At 39.0% G+C, this 20703-nt stretch carries 22 protein-coding genes; 4 read left to right on the forward strand and 18 right to left on the reverse strand.

From position 1 onward, the window contains the following. The 4 genes from V4T18_RS15325 to V4T18_RS15340 form a co-directional block, all read right to left on the reverse strand. On the reverse strand, positions 1-276 hold a 276-nt coding region (locus V4T18_RS15325), incomplete at its 3' end, for a hypothetical protein (protein WP_332650844.1). Positions 277-412: 136 nt separating this feature from the next. Continuing rightward, entirely contained in the window at positions 413-1540 is a 1128-nt protein-coding gene (locus tag V4T18_RS15330) for a hypothetical protein (RefSeq protein ID WP_332650846.1), read from the reverse strand. Between the two features lie 136 nt (positions 1541-1676). Next, the gene (locus V4T18_RS15335; protein ID WP_332650849.1) at positions 1677-1820 is read right to left on the reverse strand and encodes a hypothetical protein; all 144 of its coding nucleotides are present in this window, start codon (positions 1818-1820) and stop codon (positions 1677-1679) included. 125 nt (positions 1821-1945) lie between these two features. Further along, the gene (locus V4T18_RS15340; RefSeq protein ID WP_332650852.1) at positions 1946-2533 is read right to left on the reverse strand and encodes an NAD(P)H-dependent oxidoreductase; all 588 of its coding nucleotides are present in this window, start codon (positions 2531-2533) and stop codon (positions 1946-1948) included. Between the two features lie 109 nt (positions 2534-2642). On the opposite strand from V4T18_RS15340, the gene V4T18_RS15345 reads away from it, so the two are divergent. Then, positions 2643-3071, forward strand: coding sequence for a MarR family winged helix-turn-helix transcriptional regulator (locus V4T18_RS15345; protein WP_332650853.1), 429 nt, complete (start codon positions 2643-2645; stop codon positions 3069-3071). Here V4T18_RS15345 and V4T18_RS15350 read toward each other — a convergent pair. The 8 genes from V4T18_RS15350 to V4T18_RS15385 form a co-directional block, all read right to left on the reverse strand. Further along, positions 3060-3251, reverse strand: coding sequence for a hypothetical protein (locus V4T18_RS15350; RefSeq protein WP_332650855.1), 192 nt, complete (start codon positions 3249-3251; stop codon positions 3060-3062). The two genes, V4T18_RS15345 and V4T18_RS15350, sit on opposite strands and share 12 nt — an antisense overlap. 38 nt (positions 3252-3289) lie before the next feature. Then, positions 3290-3436, reverse strand: a complete 147-nt coding sequence (locus V4T18_RS15355) for a hypothetical protein (RefSeq protein WP_332650857.1) — start codon at positions 3434-3436, stop codon at positions 3290-3292. Between the two features lie 48 nt (positions 3437-3484). Next, positions 3485-3706 carry a hypothetical protein gene (locus V4T18_RS15360; RefSeq protein WP_332650859.1) on the reverse strand — a complete coding sequence of 74 codons (222 nt, stop codon included), beginning with the start codon at positions 3704-3706 and terminating at the stop codon, positions 3485-3487. A 73-nt stretch (positions 3707-3779) separates the two neighbouring features. After that, positions 3780-3902, reverse strand: a complete 123-nt coding sequence (locus tag V4T18_RS15365) for a hypothetical protein (RefSeq protein ID WP_332650861.1) — start codon at positions 3900-3902, stop codon at positions 3780-3782. 26 nt (positions 3903-3928) lie between these two features. Continuing rightward, positions 3929-6823, reverse strand: coding sequence for a hypothetical protein (locus tag V4T18_RS15370; RefSeq protein WP_332650863.1), 2895 nt, complete (start codon positions 6821-6823; stop codon positions 3929-3931). Between the two features lie 108 nt (positions 6824-6931). Beyond that, positions 6932-7261: a hypothetical protein gene (locus V4T18_RS15375; RefSeq protein ID WP_332650865.1), complete on the reverse strand. Its 330-nt coding sequence runs from the start codon at positions 7259-7261 to the stop codon at positions 6932-6934. After that, positions 7216-7386: a hypothetical protein gene (locus V4T18_RS15380; protein WP_332650867.1), complete on the reverse strand. Its 171-nt coding sequence runs from the start codon at positions 7384-7386 to the stop codon at positions 7216-7218. Before V4T18_RS15380 ends, V4T18_RS15375 begins: the two co-directional genes overlap by 46 nt. 105 nt (positions 7387-7491) lie before the next feature. After that, the gene (locus V4T18_RS15385; protein ID WP_332650868.1) at positions 7492-7752 is read right to left on the reverse strand and encodes a hypothetical protein; all 261 of its coding nucleotides are present in this window, start codon (positions 7750-7752) and stop codon (positions 7492-7494) included. A 202-nt stretch (positions 7753-7954) separates the two neighbouring features. Between V4T18_RS15385 and V4T18_RS15390 the strand changes: the two genes are divergently transcribed. Beyond that, a complete protein-coding gene (locus V4T18_RS15390; protein ID WP_332650870.1) occupies positions 7955-10453 on the forward strand; it encodes an S-layer homology domain-containing protein in 2499 nt (832 codons plus the stop codon). Positions 10454-10513: 60 nt separating this feature from the next. Here the strand turns inward: V4T18_RS15390 and V4T18_RS15395 are convergent, their stop codons facing one another. The 4 genes from V4T18_RS15395 to V4T18_RS15410 form a co-directional block, all read right to left on the reverse strand. After that, entirely contained in the window at positions 10514-10651 is a 138-nt protein-coding gene (locus V4T18_RS15395; protein ID WP_332650871.1) for a hypothetical protein, read from the reverse strand. Between the two features lie 387 nt (positions 10652-11038). Then, positions 11039-11419 (reverse strand): Rpn family recombination-promoting nuclease/putative transposase, encoded by a 381-nt coding sequence (locus V4T18_RS15400; RefSeq protein WP_332650872.1) that lies wholly within the window; start codon positions 11417-11419, stop codon positions 11039-11041. Positions 11420-11759: 340 nt separating this feature from the next. Continuing rightward, entirely contained in the window at positions 11760-12896 is a 1137-nt protein-coding gene (locus V4T18_RS15405) for a polysaccharide deacetylase family protein (RefSeq protein WP_332650874.1), read from the reverse strand. A 372-nt stretch (positions 12897-13268) separates the two neighbouring features. After that, positions 13269-16121 (reverse strand): S-layer homology domain-containing protein, encoded by a 2853-nt coding sequence (locus tag V4T18_RS15410; protein WP_332650875.1) that lies wholly within the window; start codon positions 16119-16121, stop codon positions 13269-13271. A gap of 978 nt (positions 16122-17099) precedes the next feature. Between V4T18_RS15410 and V4T18_RS15415 the strand changes: the two genes are divergently transcribed. Continuing rightward, positions 17100-18557, forward strand: coding sequence for an MBOAT family O-acyltransferase (locus V4T18_RS15415; protein ID WP_332650876.1), 1458 nt, complete (start codon positions 17100-17102; stop codon positions 18555-18557). 12 nt (positions 18558-18569) lie between these two features. Next, positions 18570-19607, forward strand: a complete 1038-nt coding sequence (locus V4T18_RS15420; RefSeq protein ID WP_332650878.1) for a hypothetical protein — start codon at positions 18570-18572, stop codon at positions 19605-19607. A 353-nt stretch (positions 19608-19960) separates the two neighbouring features. Here V4T18_RS15420 and V4T18_RS15425 read toward each other — a convergent pair whose 3' ends face one another. Both V4T18_RS15425 and V4T18_RS15430 read right to left on the reverse strand, forming a co-directional pair. Further along, the gene (locus V4T18_RS15425; RefSeq protein WP_332650879.1) at positions 19961-20164 is read right to left on the reverse strand and encodes a hypothetical protein; all 204 of its coding nucleotides are present in this window, start codon (positions 20162-20164) and stop codon (positions 19961-19963) included. Positions 20165-20236: 72 nt separating this feature from the next. Continuing rightward, entirely contained in the window at positions 20237-20530 is a 294-nt protein-coding gene (locus tag V4T18_RS15430; RefSeq protein WP_332650881.1) for a hypothetical protein, read from the reverse strand. Positions 20531-20703 lie beyond the last annotated feature (173 nt).

Raw genomic sequence — 20703 nt, forward strand, 5'->3', positions numbered from 1 at the left:
CCTTTGGTGCGGATAGCCGCCGCTTTTGTTCGGATACGACTTCCTTTTGTGCGGATAGTCTCCGCTTTTGTTCGGATACAACCTCCTTTTGTGCGGATAGTCTCCGCTTTTGTTCGGATACACCCCTCTTTGGTGCGGATACGACCTCCTTTTGTGCGGATAGTCTCCGTTTTTGTTCGGATACACCCCTCTTTGGTTCGGATACGACCTCCTTTTGTGCGGATAGCCGCTTCTTTTGTTCGAATAGAATCTACTTTTACCGAGAATGAACTGCATTATATTTTTAAAGATCAAAAAAAATAAAAGCACGTTTACTCATAAGCTGAGATTACGCGCTTTTTGCTAAATGGGATTTATATTGATATTAATTGCCTCCGTCTCTACCATATTTAGCTACTTTGTTTGAACCAACTTAATTTAGTACACTATTACTTACTCCACCCTCAACTTGATATAGCGAGATAGAATCATTTGTGGAATCGAATCCGATACTCTCTTCCATTACAGTAATAATTTCCGAAAAGTCGTCGATTGTAATATTCCATAGGAGTAGCCATTCAAATAATGCTTCTTTTCTTCTAGTTACTGAAAGTTTATTGTACCTTGTCATATTGAACCCTGCTATTTCTGCATTTTGTTCGAAAATGGATTGAAATAATGACAGTGATTTATTCATACTAATATAATATTCTTCTATAGTTTCTGTTTCAACATGTGCTGAATCTACTTTTTGCCAGTAGGATTCCGCTGCCATATCAATCTCTTCTAGCGCTTGTTCTGCGGAAATTGGGATGCCGTCACCTGACCAATCAAGCTGATAAAACACTAGAGAACCTGTATTCGTTAGGATTCTACCGATATTTTTGCATATATTATTAAAGTTACAAATAAATAATGGTGGATGTGTGTCATCAGGTATGACCATAATTTCTACTTTCGTATCACGGTTTAATTGAGTTTCTGTTGCTTGATCAGTTAGCTTCAACATAGTGATCGGAAAATTTGAATTCACAGAAACACCTGCTCGGCTTATTTCCAACTTTGCAATAAAACTCGTAAATAAAACCATACTCAGCTCAGGCATCGGGATGCTTGGCAGATGAAATAGGGATGCTGTTCGACTAGTCTCACCTCTCTCTACAACGAGCTCCCCCTTTACCTCTAGTCTTTTCGTAACAAACCTTGTTGCAGCTTTACTTGTTAACGTAATACTGCCTATCACAATCAAGTTTTTAAGCTCTACATTGTCTGCGTTGACAATAATATTGCCCAAGTAAATTGTGTTACCACCATCAAGTGTCACCAATGTCCCTGCTTCACTAGAAGTATTCAGCTCGATTACAGTAATGTTTGTAATCTCGCCCCTAACGACATTTGCGTGAAGGGTTGCACCTGCTAAAGCCATGGCGTTCGCTTCGTTCAAGATTGCTTTTACATTCTCACCTATCTTATATTTACTGTCAGCCGTTTTAACTACTCTACTTTCAATCCCCTCCACAACAATTGTAAGCTCTGCGGGTGTCAAATAAACAAGTTCCATACTTTCTCCTCCAATGATACTTTTTAGTAGATTTAAACCTATAATACTGCTTAAAGGTTAAAACTAAGTTAAATAGATTAAATATTTCTAAAATAATTTTTGAATAGAGAAGAAATATTTACATTTAATAAGGAAGTTATTGATCGTGGCGCTTTTGTGCGGATGGCTGCTTCTTTTGTTCGGATGGATCCCGCTTTGGTTCGGATACGACCGGCTTTGATTCGGAGAGTGGGTTCCATTTTTGGGCGGATGGCACTCCTTTTGTTGGAATGCCACTCACTAATTATGCGGATAAGGTTGCCTTTTATTCCAATAGCTTTTATCTACAGATGATAGCATCTTTTTTCATGTACTAGACAGGTTTGGTTTTGTAGCAGCTCAGTTTAGGAAATGGCAACCTATACTTTACTTAGATACTTTTCGAAAATAGTGATAAATTTTATGAAGTTTTTTCTCTTGGGACCCCTTTTGCTTTTCCATATCGCCGAATTCAAAAAACTTTATATTTTTTATGCCGATGAATTGGAAAACGGCCTTTTTCATTAATGCTTTATGGCTATTATTTAATAGGAAAAGTGGATAATGTGTTGGACCCTTCATCGTAGAGATACAAACCACCGATTTTTCTTTTAGTAGCCCCTCGGAAAACCATTTCCCCTTGTCTCGATAGGCAAAATTCGATGCTAACACTTGATCAAAATATCCTAGTAGCATGGCTGGTGGTCTTCCCCACCAAATCGGATATACGAATATAATTTTATCTGCCCATTTCAATTGCTCTCGATATTTTTCGAAGGTTGGATCGGTATGCATATCTCTCCGACGCTTTTGTTCATTGAACTCCAGAACTGGATTAAAGCCCTCCTCATATAAATCCAACAGCTTAATATCTTCAATAACCGGGTTTTCTTCACTTCCTTTTAAAACCCTTTCCAAAAATGCATAATTCAAGCTTTGATGATTCGGATGAGTGTAGACGATTAATACTTTCATAGTATCCCTCCAATTAGTTGTCGTTTGATAACTAAATAATACAACTCTCCTTAATTGTTTGTCAAATGATAACTAATTTGTTATGTTTAGAGGGAGGAGGGACTACTGTATGGATAAAAATAACCTTTTTCAACAATTTGTTTCTTTTTCAGCCGCTGTATACGATGTGACACATGCTATAAAAAAACAAACGATGCCAAAGCATATAACCCCAGTTCAATATAATATTCTAGAATATATTTTTGTAAGTCCGCCTGTAACAGCCAGTGATATTTGCGACTGCTTACATATGTCGATGCCAAATATAAGTCGAGAATTAAAGAAGCTACAGGACAAACAATATATCGAAAAACGAATATCGCCAGCTGATCGGAGAAAACAAACGATTCATCTAACTACTGAGGGGCAAGCCATTATGCAATCGACGTTTGAACGCATCGAAGTTCTTTTTCAACAGCGAATAGGCAACGCTTCTGAAGAGGAATTGAGAAATATGAGGCAAGCAATACAGCTTCTACAAAGTAAATTATTTTATTAAAAGACCCTGCACAAGTTTTGTGCAGGGTTTAGTGTTGTTTTTGTTCGGATGGGACTCTTTTGTTCGGATATGACCACCTTTTGTGCGGATAGCTGCTCCTTTTGTGCGGATAGCCGTCTCTTTTGTTCGCTTACCGACACCTTTTGTGCGAATGGGACCCTTTTGTTCGGATACGACCACCTTTTGTGCGGATGGCCGACTCTTTTGTTCGCTTACGATCAGCTTTTGTTCGGATAGGACCCTTTTGTTCGGATGGCTACCCCTTTTGTGTGGTTACGCGATCTTTTAAAAATACTAGCCGAAATTTTGAAAATACTAGCCACTTTTTTAAAAATACTAGCCGATTTTTTTGAAATACTAGCCACTTTTTGAAATTTACTCGCCAATCTGAACAATCACTGCAAAAATACTAACTATATGTACTTACGGGCACTCTTTTGTTCGCATACGTAGTCCTTTTGTGCGGATAGAAACTGCTTTTGTTCGAACGGGACCTGCTTTTGCTCCGATAGCCGCTGTTTCTGTGCGGATGGGGCTGGCTTTTGTGCAATAACTACTCCTTTTGTTCGGATACGACCACCTTTTGTGCGGATAGCCGACTCTTTTGTTCGGATAGCCCCCCCTTTTGTGCGCATGGCCGTCTATTTTGTTCGCATACGACCACCTTTTGTGCGGATAGCCGTCCCTTTTGTTCGCTTACGGTCTGCTTTAGTGCGGATGGCCGACTCTTTTGTTCGGATACGACCACCTTTTTACTCGCATACGAACAGCTTTTGTGCGGATAGCCCACCTTTTACTCGCATACGAACATCTTTTAAATAAATACGCCATCCTTTTATTAGGATGGCGTGCTTGTTTTATTTCCTTACATCTGTTGGGTACATGGCTTTATATAGAAGCTCTTGTTTTTTTGACAGTTTATTATATGCTACTTGCCATTTTTTGAGTGCAGAATCATCATCTTCGGCTGGAATGGCTTTATATAGCTCCTGAACATCTGCTACTAATTTCAGATCGCTCTCTGCTTCTGTTAATTTAGAATAATTTTTTACTAGGTACTTTTCGTTATTGCTTAGTTCATTATAGGCTGTACGAATATCGGTTACCTTCGTTTGGAGTTGGTCCGTATAAACGCCATCCAAAAGAAGTAGGTTAATGGATTCAATGATTTTTAACACCGTTTCGTTTGGAGTTTGTTGGTCCGTTTCTGCTTGGATGATTTTTTGACGAACTTCCTCACTTACTAAACTCATTTGTTTTGCTGTAAGCCTTCCAAAGGCAGTAACGATTGACGCCGGATTTTTTTCGAATGTTTTTTCGTATTGCTTTAAAAATGACTCTACTCTTCTTACATCTGAATTCGCTGCAATTAAAATAGTTCCGTTAGTAATAAATTTCCGGTCATTTCCATTTAATTTATAATATCGAGTAATTAGGTCTTTAATGCTGTCGATATTAGCGATATATAATCCATTTGAAACGATTGCACCAATCTCTGCATTTAATTTTGATAAATCAGGTGCCACCGTGTCTGCAATCGCTAGTAAACTTTCAAATTGGGCCTTTGCTAAATACTGTTGATTGGCTGGTAATTTTGTATAGCTTGTTTGAACAGATTTAATTTTTTGTATTTGCCTTGTGATGTTTTTCTCTTCCTTTGCAGCCTGAATTCTTTTATGGAAGGCGGTTACCGCTCTAACATCTTGACTCGCCGCTTGTAACACATAATAGTTAGTCACATATTTACGTGCAGAACCCGAAAGTTTTTTATACGTCGCATTTGCCTCATTAATGGCTGCTTCAAATTGGGCAAATGTATATTTTTTTACGTTAGCTAGTGCTGCAATATCTTCTTTTAATGCTACTGCTTGCGCTTTATCCCCTGGTACTTTGCCGTTTTCAACAATCGTTACTTTGGGACTGTTCTCTAAAAATTCATCAGCGTTATAAATGAGCGATTGCTGCAAGCTTGTCAGTCTATTGTATACCGTAAATGCACTTTTGTAGCTTGATACTAATTGACTTTCCTTAGTACTACTTGTTTTAGCAAGCGCATTATATTTGTTGATTTGTTTAATTACATTTTCAGATGCTTTTAAATCTCTCTGTAGGGTTGTGATGCCAGCATAGTCGACAATTTTAGCTGCTGAATTTTTAGTTAACGTTTTATAATCTGCAATAATTCGTTTAATATTTTCTGCATATTCGTCCCATGTAGCCTCTGTCGGTTTGACATTATAACTATCTTTCCCTAGATACGCTGCGATTTCCGCATTCAGCTCATCAATTTGCTTTTGTTCTGCAAGTTCTGCAGCAAGTAGCCTAGATACATACGTAGACGGAACTAATTGCATTTGCTTGTAAGTTAATCTTCCATAAGAATTTCGAATAGATGCTGCCAATGTCACTTGCTTATTTGGAGAAAGATTCGGCAATAATTTGTCGAACATTTTAATAAATCGATTTACTACCGTAATATCTTGATTTGCTCCCCTTAAAATTAATTGATTTTGTACAATTGATTGATAATCCCTAGGAAGCTTTGCAATATCTGCCTCTATTGCTTGAACGGCCGTCTTCAATGACTCAATATTTTCAGGCGTGTATTGAGGTAAAGAATGATCATAATTTAATAATGCGATAATCGCTTCATTTATACGTCGAACTTCTAAAATATAGCCGATATCCCCCGGCTTATCCATAGCCAATTTTATACTGTTATACAAGTTTTCATCGATATCTAGGCTTCGCTGTAAGAAATCTAGCTTGTCATAGGCTGCTTCAAGCTCTTTTAAATATCTTGCTAAGTTTTGTTCCGTAACTTCACCGATTTTGTTCATTTTATCTTCGATTGCTGTGATCGCTGCTACATCTGCAATCGCGCGTTCTAGTACAGAATAATTAGTAACATTCGCCTTAGCGCCCGGTGTTAACGCCTTATATCGATTTTCTAAGTCTGTAACATTCGCTTTGAATGTCATTAAATCTGTTACATTATAGACGAAATGCTTTCCTTGCTTTTTCCGTAAGGCATCAATATCTGTAGATAAAGTTTCTGAAGGCTCTTTAGAAATCGTTAATAATTCAGAAAAACTAGATTCGACCTCTGCTGTTCCAACACTCGCCTTTACTTTGACCATAATTGCTTTTATATTGTGCTCTAGCGCATCTTCTGGAATTTCATAAGAGGCATCCGTTGCACCACTAATAATCGAGAATGCTTCTCCTTCTTTATAATACCATTGATAACTATAAGCAATTTGACTACTTTGGAGCTTGGCACCATTTTTATCCGTCACACTTGGCGCACTAACTTTTACCGTTTCACCCGGTGCTGCAACCGTTCCTGACGTAAAATCTATAAAAGTAGGTGCTTTAATTTCTAGCGATAGAGTATTAACTTCAACTGTTTCACTTTTATATGTATCACCCGTTGTCGATGTTGCTTCAACAGAGATTGCTTTTCCGGCGGCAGTCACTGGCAGTGTATAAGTGGAAGCCGTTGCCCCAGATATCGGTTTTTTTATTGTTGTTTTTTTGTCATCTTCAGTTTCAGCCGTTTCGATAAAGTACCATTGATATTCTTTAATAATAGTATCCGCTGGTATATTTGCGATGGATGCTCGAACAGTTTCATTGACTGCTGGCGTTCCTACTATTATAACGGTGGATTGTTCTACCGCTTCCGTTACTGTTGGTAATATAAAGGCTACTGGAATAGCCGCTGCAGTGAAAAGGTATTTTTTATTCAATGTCTTTTCAATCCCCCTATTTTGGTATCTTTGGTTATATCGGTATAATTCACCTAATTTCTTTCGATTCCCGTTAAACTATACTTTTTACCTAATAGCACTATATCTTTAGGGATTTTTGTGAGGATGGGTGGACTTTTGGGTGGATAGAGTGGATGGGGGGGAGGGGGGCTTTTTTGAGATGAGGGAGGCTTTTGTGCGGATGGGGTTGGCTTTTGTGCGGATAGGACCTGCTTTTGTGCGGATAGGATCGGCTTTTGTTCGGATACGGCCTGCTTTTGTGCGGATAGGGCTGGCTTTTGTGCGGATGACTTCCTTTTGTTGGATGGGACTGGCTTTTGTTCGGATAGCTGCTCCTTTTGTTCGGATGGAGCTGGCTTTTGTGCGGATGGTTACTTCTTTTGTTCGGATGGAGTTGGCTTTTGTCCGGATGGCCACTCTTTTATTCGGATGACTCCCCCTTTTGTTCGGATACGCGATCTATTAAAAATACTAGCCGAAATTTTGAAAATACTAGCCACTTTTTGAAAAATACTAGCCGATTTTTTTGAAATACTAGTCACTTTTTGAAATTTACTCGCCAATCTGAACAATCACTGCAAAACTACTAACTATATGTACTTACGGGCACTCTTTTGTGTGGATGGGGCTGGCTTTTGTGCGGATGACTACTCCTTTTGTGCGGATAGGACCCTTTTGTTCGGATACGACCGGCTTTTGTTCGGATACGGCCGGCTTTTGTTCGGATACGGCCGGCTTTTGTTCGGATACGGCCGGCTTTTGTGCGGATGACTTCCTTTTGTGCGGATAGCCGACTCTTTTGTTCGAATACGACCACCTTTTGTGTGGATGGCTACTCCTTTTGTTCGAATACGACCACCTTTTGTGCGGATGGGACTCTTTGACCGGATGCACACTCCTTTTCTCAAATACGCTCCTCATTTCAGTCATAACTACATTCCAAAAAGCACTCCCTTGAATGTTGATAGAAATGACCTATCTCTAAATTTGCTAGGGGTTCGGTACAATTCTATTAGGAAAAGACAAATTTACTATCTTTCTATAAACCCAACTTTTTCCCAATAAAATATGCTATATTCGGTATAGATTTATAGAATTGGAGTGAAATAATTGATTAAGAAAATAGGTTTTATCGGTGTGATGCTCATACTATTTCAACTAACCTTCCGTGCACCTTTTGGGCATGCTACGGTCTTTGAGAATCAAACTTCTAAAACTCAAACGACTGTCTCTCCTGGTGTTACATATATTCAAGAAAAATATCAATCAAGTAATGTTAGAGAAGTTGTGAATATGCTAGATGTGAATTTAAATAGTACATATACAAGCTTAGAACTCGGTGTTCCGAATCCAATTAATTCATTAAAAACAACGACAGCATTAGCGAAGGCGAATAACTATGCTGGGCATCGTGTCGTGGGGGCAACGAATGCTTCCTTCTTCTTTGGAACAGGCTATCCTGCGAATCTACTTGCACAAAACAATGAGATTATGAATTATGGAGTACTTGGTGAAAAAAATGACAGCCCGACACAGCAGCCGGTTGCTTTTGGTATTTCGAAATCGGGTAAAGCGATTGCTGATTATTATAAAGCAGACCTTTCCTTTACGGTCGATGGTACAAAGTATGCAGTGGACCGCATTAATTCAGATCGAGGCACAAATAAAGTGGTGCTGTACACATCGGATAAAGCAAGAACGGGAACAAATGAGTGGGGCGTTGAAATTATTGTAACGGGTGCTTCTCAAAATACTAAAACGTTACATTTTGGTGATAGTATTACTGGAACAGTATCGGCTGTAACACAGTATGGCCAACAGGGTAATTCAGCCATTCCGGGGGATGGATTTGTTATTTCTATTCAAAATAAAGATTTGGCAACAAAGCTTAGCAAAATTCAGCCGGACACTCCAATACAAATCGACCTTGGTATAGATTCAAAATGGATGGACGCAGAGTTTATTTTAGCTGCGGGACCTTTACTCGTAAAGGATGGCAAAGTGAATATTTCGATGCCGACCAATTCGGGATTTGTTACAACTCGAAGTGACCGTACTGCAGTGGCGGTCGATGCAACAGGTACGCGTGTATTCCTAGTGACGGTCGATGGACGACAAAGTGGCTATAGCAACGGCACAAATTTAAAGGATTTAGCTTCTCTTTTAATTTCAAAAGGGGCAAGTGCAGCGATTAACTTAGATGGCGGAGGTTCAACAACGATGGCGGTTCGTCAGGTTGGTGGGTATGAGCCATTATTAGTGAATCGCCCTTCAGGTGGTGCAGAGCGACGAGTGTCGGCTATACTGCAGGTGATCAATTCGGCACCGGCAGGCAAAGTAAAGGCGATGGCAATTTCGGGTGTGCCGGCTGAAACAGTGGCAAATACCTCTTATGGCTTAAAAATTTCAAAAGCTTATGATGAATATTTAAATCCAATCTCAATTAATCCCGCCAATGTTACATGGAAGGTTGAGGGTGGAATAGGTAAAATTGAAGGTTCAACCTTTACTGCTACGACAGCAGGAAGCGGAAAAATTATCGGTACATATGATGGTCTTAGTACAGCAATTCCAGTGAAGGTGAAAAATCCTCTATCCGGTGCAGTTCTACTAGATTCATTCGATAGTGCTAGCCTATGGAAAGCGGAGGGGGCAAAGGCGAAAGTATCGATTGCCAATGCCTCGTCCTCTGAGCCATTCCGACAAGGTAAGTCTTCTTTAAAGTTAAGCTATGACTTTACAACAACAGACACAGGTACAAAGGCCGCTTATGCAGTAGCGAAAACACCTATTGCCATTTCGGGTCTTCCGAAAGAAATCGGCGTTTGGGTAAACGACAAATCGAGCAAGCATTGGTTACGTGGCATCATTGTTGATGGAGCAGGAAAAAAGCACACGATTGATTTTACAGCTCAGGGTGGCATGAACTGGACAGGCTGGAAGTACGTTACGGCAAAAGTGCCGACAACAGCCACTTTACCAATTAAATTTGAACGGATTTATATTACAGAACCGACTGCCTCACTTCAAAATAAAGGGATTGTTTACTTTGATAAATTACAGGCAGTGTATAGTGATAATTACGTAGAACCGATTTATACAGATGTGAAAGCTGGGCACTGGGCGTATTCGGCCATTATTGCTTTAAATGACAAAAATTTAATTAAAGGTTATCCGAATGGCACATATATGCCGGATAGTTCGATTACACGAGCAGAGGCAGCATCGATTATCGCCCGAGCACTTAATTTAAAAAACACAAAAAATCCACCATTTACCGACGTTCCAAGCTCGCATTTTGCGTATAATGCCATTGCAGCAGTAGCAGAGCATGGAATCATTACTGGTCGTGAGAAAAACAAATTTAGTCCAGAGGGCAAGCTAACACGTGCTGAAATGGCGTCGATTCTAACACGTGCCTATAATTTATCAGGCACAAGCACATTGCCATTTACGGATGTACCTTCTAGTCACTGGGCATACGGCGCTATCCAAAAACTGTATGCTAACAAACTAGCTGGTGGGTATCCGGACAATACATTTAGACCAAATAATCAAATTTCCCGCGCGGAATTTGCTTCGCTTTTAAATAAAGTATTAAAGGATTAATAGAAAGAGGGGGCCGTCTGTATAACTACAGAACGTGCTCGCTCTTTTGCTTTCTACATATTAAAGCTGTGCCCTTAATTCCTCTAAAAACTCTTGGGTTAGACCAGTGTAGCGAATAATCTTTTCGATAGGCTCCTGATCAAGCAACATACTTTTCGCTATTGCGATTTTGCCTTCTTCGCGCACTTTATGATGCATGTAGCGTGCTTGGCTTCTTCGTCGATGATGGCTTTTAGGCGGAAGTGGTACGCCATGATTGTGTCGGGGGTTTGGCTAAGGTTTTCCCAGGCTGTGAATGCTTCTTGTAGGTTGTCGCCTTTCATTGCTAACGCCTCCAATTCTTTGTATATTTCATCATAAACTCTTTGTTTTCTCTCATCTACCATTCCAAGGAGTAATAACCAACGAACTAAAATATCTTCTTGGGGATTGAGTTCGTCTCCTACCAGGCTCTAATAAATTTTTTCATCTCAATAAAATGGATTTCGAATACATCGCTGTCCTTTGATAATCGTGTCATCGTCATATATATGATATGTGCTGTGATAGGCATCTCTTTCTGTCCATAAGGTAAAGTCACAAATATTAATTGTGATCGTTGGTAAGAGAGTATGATAGCTTTTGCAGTTGATCTGTAAATAAACGCGACCAGTCCAATAATGTACGCTTCATCATGTCGTTTTGATTGGATAGTTGCATTTCTATATTAATAGGTTCACCTGACCCAGTTTGTACAACGATGTCCAATCGAGATTGCTTATCATCAAGAAATTCGCCACCCATTTCCCGGTTAACAAATATCACTTCCTGAATCGTATCACGACCTGTCCGATGAAGAATCGCATTTAAAAAGACAATTGTAATCTTTTTATTTCTTTCACTGCCAAACAATTGCTCTAAAGCATAGTCGACTTTTAAATCTATGAGCTTGTGCAACGGAATACGCTTTAATACTCGCTTATTCATCGATTTCACCCCATATAGTATTTTTAGTAAACTATGACTTATGCCGAATCGTACTGATGTTACTCCTTATTATACAGAACATACATTCCCTTGTGAACAATAAAAAACGAGCCTTCTGTAACGCTACAGTATGAGCTCGTTCTTCACGATTAACAGCATAATTCATTACCAAACAGCTGCTTGAATGGGGCTATCTTTAAACCCAATAACTTATTAAATCCCATAAAATAAACTAGTAATACCAACTAACAAACGAGCTCAACCTAAGTTGGGCTCGCTCTTTGTTGCTAATTTTTAGTACCACTTTTGAATTTTAGCTTTTCATTATCCACTTATAACATCACTTCAACTTCTGCAGCAGCGCCTCGCCGCTATAGTCACCATGCACCGTAATACGCTTTAGCTCGTATTCTTTACTATAATGGGCATTCACGCCTTTTTTCACAGTCACGCCTAGTTTGATGCCGAGCTCCTTTGCCACATCAATCACAGTCGGATTATAGTCACCATAAGGATACGAGAGGATGACCGATTCATAGCCTGTCTTTTCCTTAATCGTCTCCACTGATTTCCTTAAGTCGTTCGTAATACGAGCACGATATTCCGCATCCGTCTCCCACTTGCCATTGAGGTTTAACGGCGTAGCTAGTAGGCTTAATGGTTTGCCGTTCTTTCCAGATACCTTTCGATGCAAGTCCCATGTATGTGATTGGACTGTGATAAGATCGCCCATTTCCGCTATCTCTTCCCACGAGAGCTTCGGAATTTCATTCGGATATCCCTGCTCGCCGTTATGCCCAATTCGGCTTGTAATAAGGAAAATCGTCGCCTGCATGTTCAGCTTTTTCAACACAGGATAGGCATTCGTGTAATTATCCCGATAGCCATCATCGAACGTAATGAGAATAGGATTTTCCGGAAGCTTACCGTTGTTATAATAGAAGTTATAAAGATCGAAAGGCGTAATCGTCGTATAGCCAGCGCCTTTAATCGCCCGCATCTGCTTCTCAAAATTCGCAGGCTGTGTATTTACCGCTGAATTCGCCTTGTGATTAACAGAATGATACATAAGAATCGGAATGACATCCCTAGAACGAATCGTTACTGTTCGGTCCTTTCCGTTCCACCCTACCTTTGCATGAAAATACTCAGCAAAAAGGCGAACGGGCACCATCGTTTTCCCTTTATGTAGAAACACATCATAGTCAACGATCGTATCTCCTACCGAAATCTTATTCGTCTTTAGATTGACGAAGATATTCTGACCACTCTTACGATCAGCAATCGTTACAACCCACGATTCTTGATCCCATACTATCTCCTTATTTAGCGCCTCACCAATGCTTGTTAACGGAACGTATGTGTAACCATTTTTAACAATGGCAGATTTCTCAAGCTTTACCTCTGCCCCATCGACGATCACTTTTATCGGCTTTTCCTTAGCAAACGCATCTTGTGGAAATAGCCATGCACTCATGGAAATAAACAGTACAATATATAAAATTCTTTTCAAATCCAACAGCTGCTTTCTTTATTATCACCTACAAATAGAGATAAATATGTATTTTAACCATATTTTATCACATTACTAATAGTGATAGAATGACAAATTACACCGTTAATATGCCCGTTACTACAAGGATCATACATAACGAAAAGCCTGTCGAAGAATTTCCCCGGCAGACTTTTACATCAAAAGATTCTATATTTCATTTTATCTCAAAACTTCGCGCGATACATGCAATCAATTTCAAGATAAATCCTACCAACAAAAAACCCTAAAAGAGCGATTTTTACATCAGTCTTTTAGGGTTCTATTAAGAGATTTCTAGATTCGTAACGTCGCTAATTACTTAGAAACTGTTACTGTAATTGTAGCGCCTGCTTTTAATGTGTTGCCTTTTAGATCTTCTAAAAGTGCACCTTCAACTGTTTTCATTGTTACAGTTGTTGCAGCTTTAAGAGCAGCTGTTGCTGTTGCATCAAGAGTTAATACGTATTTACCTACGTTAGCTCCAGTACCTTCAACTAATGTAGCCGTAGTAACCGTTGTTGCTACAGTCGCACCATCGATGAAGAATTCTAAATCAGCCGCAGCTAATGATGCTACATCTAAAGCTTCAGAAGCAGTTAATACGATTGTACCGTCAGCTGTGTATAGCGTTGCAGCTGTTAATTCTGGCGCTACTTTATCAGTTAATGTAACTGCAGTAGTAACGATTGTAGATACTGCATTCCCTACAGCATCTTTAATGCCAGTAATTGTTAATGGTTTTGCATCAATATCCTTTGGTACGCCTGCATATGGAATTGCAATTGTAACCGTTACAGGTGCGTTTACTTCAGAACCATCTACTGAATTCGTCGTAATTACCGTACCAGCTGGTAATGCTTTACCATCTAACGTGTAGTTTGATTGATCTTGAATAGAATCAAAGTTTAATTTGCTAGCTGCATCTGTAACAGTGTATTGTACTTTGAATACTTTGTTTACGTCATCTGGAGTTACAGTTGCTACACCAGTTGAACCTTCAGTTACAGTGATTTCTGGAGCAGTTTTGTCTGCTTCAGCTGTTGTTGCAGATACAGTTAATGTTGTAGCGTACGCTTCTACTTCGTTTTGCGCGTTAGACGTATCTTTCGCGATACCAGCATCAAAGCTTACTTTGTAAGTACCTTCAGATAATGCAACTGTTGGTTTTACAGTTAATGTTTTACCTTCGTTGCTTAATGTGAATGCTGCATCGCTATCAGTTAACGTTGTAGCAGCACCAACATAGCCAGTTGAAGGGTTTGTAAGTGCATATGCAATTTCTTTAGTAGCAATTGTTACTGCTTCAGAGAATTCGAATACGAATGCACCGTCTTTATATTGAGAAGAGACAACAGTCGGTTTTACTGTGTCTTTTGCAAATGTAACAGCCGTTTTGTATTCTGTGTTCGTTACGTTACCGAATGCATCAGTTGCTTCATCAGCTGGTAAGTAAAGATCTGCAGTTGATTTACCATCCTTGAATGTTAAAGCTGAAGTATCAAATGTATATGTTACAACTTTGCCATCTTCAGAGATTTCTGAGCCGCTTGCTGTTGCAACTTTATTACCTGCTACAGATAAATATGCGCCATCTTTAACTGAAGCTACAGCCTCATCGTAAGTTACAGCTACTTTGTTATCATCCTTAGCTTCAACAGCAACGATTTTTGGAGCAACTGTATCACCAACTGCAGTTACAGTTGTTTCTAATGGGTTTGGCGTAGTGAAGTTACCAGCTACGTCTTTTACATTTGTTAATTTGATTGTTGCAGTTTCACCAGCTTTTAATGGTGTTGTTGGTGTTACTTCTACAGTATCACCATTAACTACTGCATTCGCAGCTACACCGTTAACGTAAACGATTGGCATACCAGCTAGCTTTTCGTCAAATTTAACAAGAATTTTAGCTGCTGCTTCTTTACCTGTTGCAGAAGTTGATACTAGAGTTGGCGCTACAGTATCTTTGTAAGTAATCGTAGATACATATTTAGCTGTTTTTACTTCAGCATCTGCTTTAGTAGTGATTGCATTAACTGTTAATACAGCTTCTTTTACATCGATTGCTACATTCGTAGTTAATGTTAACGTTTTACCATCTTCTGATAATTCTTGACCAGTGAAAGTAACACCATCTAATGTTACTGCATCAGCAGCTTCTGCCTCTGCTTCAACTACTGCTGTGTTAAATGTTACAACAACAGTTGTGCCGTTTACAGCTGTTACAGATTTAACTGTAGCTTCTCCAACAGGTGCTGTTACTTCTGCTACTGCCTCTTTTACAGCTTCTACTTTCGCTTGTACAGCAGTAATTGCAGCTTGTACTTTAGCAGCCTCTTCAGCAGTGATTGCTTCTAATTTTTCTGCTACTTCTAAAGCAGCTTGTGTTGCTTCGATTGCCGCTTCTGCTTCTAATGCAGCTTTGTTTGCCGCTTCAGCTGTTTCTTTTGTAATTGATTTTACTTCTGGAAGTGCTTTTTCAGCAGCTACTAATTCAGCTTGTGCTGCTTCAAGTGCTTCTAAAGCTTCTTCAGCAGTGATGCCGAATGCTACGTCAGATTTAGTAAGCATTACTGCTAATTCTTGACGAGTGATATCGCCTGTTGGGTTGATTTTACCGTTAGCGCCTTTGATTACATCCGCTTCAACTAGTGCAGCTAAGTGTTTCGTTGCATAGCCAGCGATAGAAGCTTTGTCAGTGAATTGATCAAGAACTGATACGTCAGCATTTGCTACATCTAAGCCGTAGATTTTTGCAAGGATGATCGCTGCGTCTTGACGAGATAATTTACCGTTTGGATTGAAGTTACCATCGCCTAAACCGTTAACGATACCAGCTTCTGCCGCTGCGCCAACTTCCTCGAAGAACCATTGACCCACTTTTACGTCAGTGAATGATTTATCATACTCTGTTTTAGAATTATCTAAACCTAGTACTTTAACTGCGATTGTTGCAGCCTCTGCACGTGTGAAAGTACCTGTTGGGTTGAAGTTGTCATCGCTCCCTTTCATGAAGCCTGCATCAGTTACATATTGTACTGATTCTTGTGCCCATGAAGCGATTTGTGCTTCGTCGTTATATGCAGCTGATACAGGTACGATTGCCGATGCTACTAATGCAGCTGTTGCTGATGCTGCGAAAAATTTACGATTATTGTTTTTCTTTGCCATGTTAAATGTTCCTCCTAGATTGCTCCATTTGTGATTTGTAGTTCCTACGTATAAACGCAGCTATAAATCTCTTGGATAGCCTCTCAATTCACTAGGACTTAACTAACCTAATATAGTATAAAGATACTATACTATTAATTAGTAATTTCTATAAGGAGAAATCCCTTATGTCCTAGAGCATAGGCTATACCTTGAGCGATTAGTTATAGATTTATATACTATTTTCAATAAGTTTCAAGATTAGGTATGTATTGCACTTACTAAAAATACTAATTAATAAATCTACTGCCATTATAGCATAAGTTTTGTTAATTATTTGATAATAGTTATAATCCTTTAGAATGATTTTTAACTATGAAAAAACTATCATATTTTTTACATTCATTATTCTATATACCAATATTTATTGTATAATCCAACGATTGTGTAATATTAAATTTCTTTCTATTATGTATTCTAAAACTATACTATCATTAGATTTCCACCATTTATCAGTTAGTAGTATATTTGATAGGGGTTCTTGTGAAAAATACGAAGTTATTATTCTATTCATAAAATTCGGTGCAACGACTACCTGAATTATACATTTATATTAATTCCATAACAACAATTAATTACCAAAGTAATTGTAGTTGAGGGTGTTTTTTCCTACTAAACACAAAAATACCTATTCTCGTTTGCAAATAGGCTTATGTTGTCATAATCATTATGATGTCATCGTACTTTTTACGATTTTACAAGGAACTTGCTCCATTATCCTTACTACTCATTCAGCTTTTGAACCTTGTTTGTTGTAGCATCGTCTCCACCCTATCTATCCCCCCACAATTCCAGCTCCCTATAACCTCCGAAAATGAAACCCATCATTATGTAAGCATAATAAAGTAGAAACATGGCGATCTCATTTCCTCCGCTCCTCCCAAAATGTTATAATTACGGTTGAATTTATTTTTTTCTTACGATTGGAGATGTATCCTTTTGCTGTTTCCTTCTTTCGTCTTCATTTTTTTATTTTTACCAATCGTATTTGTGACGTATTTTTTGCTTGGTAAATTGAAAAACAAGAAGATTGCAACGCTATTTTTAGTGGCTACTTCGTTATATTTTTATAGCTATTTTGAAATCAAGTTCCTCTATTTAATATGTGGCTCTATGCTGGTGAACTTTACGGTTGGTCGGGTGCTGCTAAAGGTGAGCCGGTTCAGACGGTCCATTTTAACGATTGGGATTTTATTTAATATAGCTGTTCTCGGTTATTTTAAATATGCTGACTTTTTCATCGAAAACTATAACCTGATTTTCGATCAAAATATGAGCCTGCTCTATTTAGCACTACCGCTCGGGATTAGTTTTATTACGTTCCAGCAGATCGCTTACTTAGTTGATATTTATCGTGGCGACATTACAGAGTTGAGAGTTTCTTCCTATTTAATATTCAGTACGTTCTTCCCGCAGCTTATTACGGGGCCGATCGTTAATCATAAAGATGTTATTACAGAATATGAGGATCCTAAAAATAAACGGATCCATGCTGAAAATGTCTCGAAGGGCTTGTTTATATTTTTAATCGGTCTTGTGAAGAAGGTCGTCATTGCGGATACCTTTGCGCTATGGGTGACAGACGGGTTTAATACATATGAAAGCTTAACGTTTGCAGAGGCGTGGTTTGTCGTCCTTGCATATACGATTCAACTGTATTTTGACTTTAGTGGTTACTGTGATATGGCGATTGGCTTGGCACTCTTGTTCAATATCCGTATTCCAGATAACTTTAATTCGCCGTACAAGGCACGCAATATTTCAGATTTCTGGCGCAGATGGCATATGACGTTAAACCGCTTCCTAACGCGCTACGTCTACTTCCCACTTGGCGGTAGCCGTAAAGGAGAGCTCATTACAGCGTTTAATATCATTCTCGTGTTCTTTATTAGTGGATTTTGGCACGGGGCAGGCTGGACCTTTATTATTTGGGGCTGCTTACACGGCGTAGCGTCGGTAATTTTCCGGCTGTTTAAAAAGCATACGAATATTCCCATGCCGTATGTGCTGTCGTGGTTTATTACGTTCGCGTTTATCGTACTAGCTCGTGTGTATTTCCGCTCGGATACAGTGTCACAGGCTCACCATATGTTCGGGACCCTGTTCTCGCCAGACTTAACGAGCGTGAAGCAATTTATAGCGGAGCCGTCTGCTATTTTTGTACAGGCAGCAGATATATTCGTATTCGACACAGCGCTGAATACACCATTTATCCTGATCGGGCTATTGGCGATTACACTATTTATCGTGTTATTTATGAAAAACTCGATACAGCTGCTTGCCGAATTCCGATTTACGTGGCGCACGATCGTGTTTATCCAGGTGTTAGCGATTATTCTGTTAACAACGTTATTCTTTATTCAAAAAAGCAGCGAATTTATTTACTTTAACTTCTAAGGAGGGAGTAGCTTGAAACCACGTGTTTGGCTTGTAAAGTTAGCGCTTGTCTCCATCGTCGTTCTTGGGATTCCCTTCGGCGGGGTGATGGCCTTTAACTACTATATTGATCCGCTATGGAATTTTACACATAGCAATGAATATAATGATTTTCAAAATGGCTTTAACGAGCGCATCCAAAAAACAAACTGGCTTAATGCGCGCGAGGGGGAGCTCGATTTTGATAGCCTCCTGATCGGGACTAGCCGTACAACGTATATTAATGCATCGAACTTTGAGGAAAAGGTGCTCAATTACGGCTTAAGTGAGCTGCACGTCAAGGAGTACCGTGATTATATCAATTATGCACAGCAAAAGAATGGAAAGCCGTTCGATAAAATTTATATGGAGCTCACGATTCGCTCATTCGATTTATGGGTAAAGCCCGCATTTTCTGAGGCACAAACGTTTTTCGAGGATTCAGAGGCACCGTTCCAGCGTGTCACAAGCTTATTCTCTTATGATACCTACCAGCGAGCAAAATTCAATTACGACATTTCACGCGCGAATTACACAGACATTTACCGTGCATATGACCGGGAGCTGGAGGTATTTACGGACGTTGGGCAGGAGGATATCGCCGCCCGTGTGGTGAAGCTAAAGGAGCAGCTAAAGGCACGAGATGATTATAACCCGCAATGGGCTGCCTATGACGAGGACTATAAAGCCCGTCTAACAAATATTCGAAATGATTTTCCGAATACAGAATTTATCGTATTCACCGACTTAGCCATTGCAGAACGGTTAAAATTAACGATCGAGCATCCACAGCATACCGAAAACTATAAACGCTATATTCGTCATATTGTCGAGGTATTTGGCAAGGTGTATTCATTCCACGGATACAACGACGTCACGATGGACTGGGCTAATTTCTTTGATGTGTACCACTTCTACCCACACATCGGCGACCGTGTAGCACAAGACCTACAAAACGGCGTCAACACAGAAATCCTCACAATCGTGACAGAGGAGAATATCGAGGAATATTTTAAGAGCTTGGGGATTTAGTTTGGAGATTAAAGAGAGGAGACAATGCTGATCTGATGGTATTGTCTCCTCTTCTTTCATCTCATCCCAAAGCATAAAGGTACAAATATTAATGATCATTTCAGAATATTCACCTCTCACTTCTTGATCTACAAACAGCACTTCCCTTACCTATATCTCAACCCACACGTTGAACTTGATCCTTTGATAAACATTTTGATTTTCAGTCAAGAAATTAATTCTGTCTACACACTCATGAGCAATAAAGATAAAAATAGACCGAGATTTGATTATCTCGATCTATCTTGATTACAGCCCTCTAAACGGCCTCTCTGTTCATTTTAATTTCCTTGTTGAACATTCTACCGAATCATTTAATAACTCGAAGGGACAAATGTTTTCGTTTCTAGCGTCCATGTTTTGTCGTCAATTACAAGATTACCAATCTTTAAATAATACGCATAGTACGATACTAAATCATTAATCCCAATTTCTAACGTTTTACCGTCTTTTGATTGACCTAGTAAGTGAAGGGTACCTCCGCTTACCCAAATATCTGAAAACCAAACAATATTCACACGTTGATCTTCCACTATTCGACACAGTGCTTTACCTAAAATTGTGTATAAAGCATATTTCGGTTAGTAGAATCACTCCTTAATTTCCTTCAGTTTTTCTACTATTTCTTCGAATGTCTTAAGATTACCTTTAGCATTATCAATTTCTAGTTTTAATTCAATTATTTCATTTTCACAAGCTTTAAAATCATCAAGAACAACTCTTTTCGACGGATCGTAATTTAATCTATTGTACAGTTCGTATAAAATTTTCAAACTTTCTATTTTCACCTCTAAAACTATCTCTTTTTCATCAAGATTATTTTGATGCATTTCCATCATTGAATTGTAATGTTGACTTTCAAAATAAATTGCCTTATCTCTCATAAAAAACACCAGCCCTTCAACATTAATGAACCTCTTTTCTTTGATTACGTAAGTTTCACTCTTTAGATTAAATGATCTTTACTCAACTAAATCAGGATAAGATTATCAACACATATTATTAGTTCAGTATTTAAGAGAACTCTCGAAAGGACGATCGATCTAAAAAGTTATTC

The sequence above is a fragment of the Lysinibacillus sp. 54212 genome (genome assembly GCF_036662795.1).
In the GTDB taxonomy this organism is placed as follows: domain Bacteria; phylum Bacillota; class Bacilli; order Bacillales_A; family Planococcaceae; genus Lysinibacillus_B.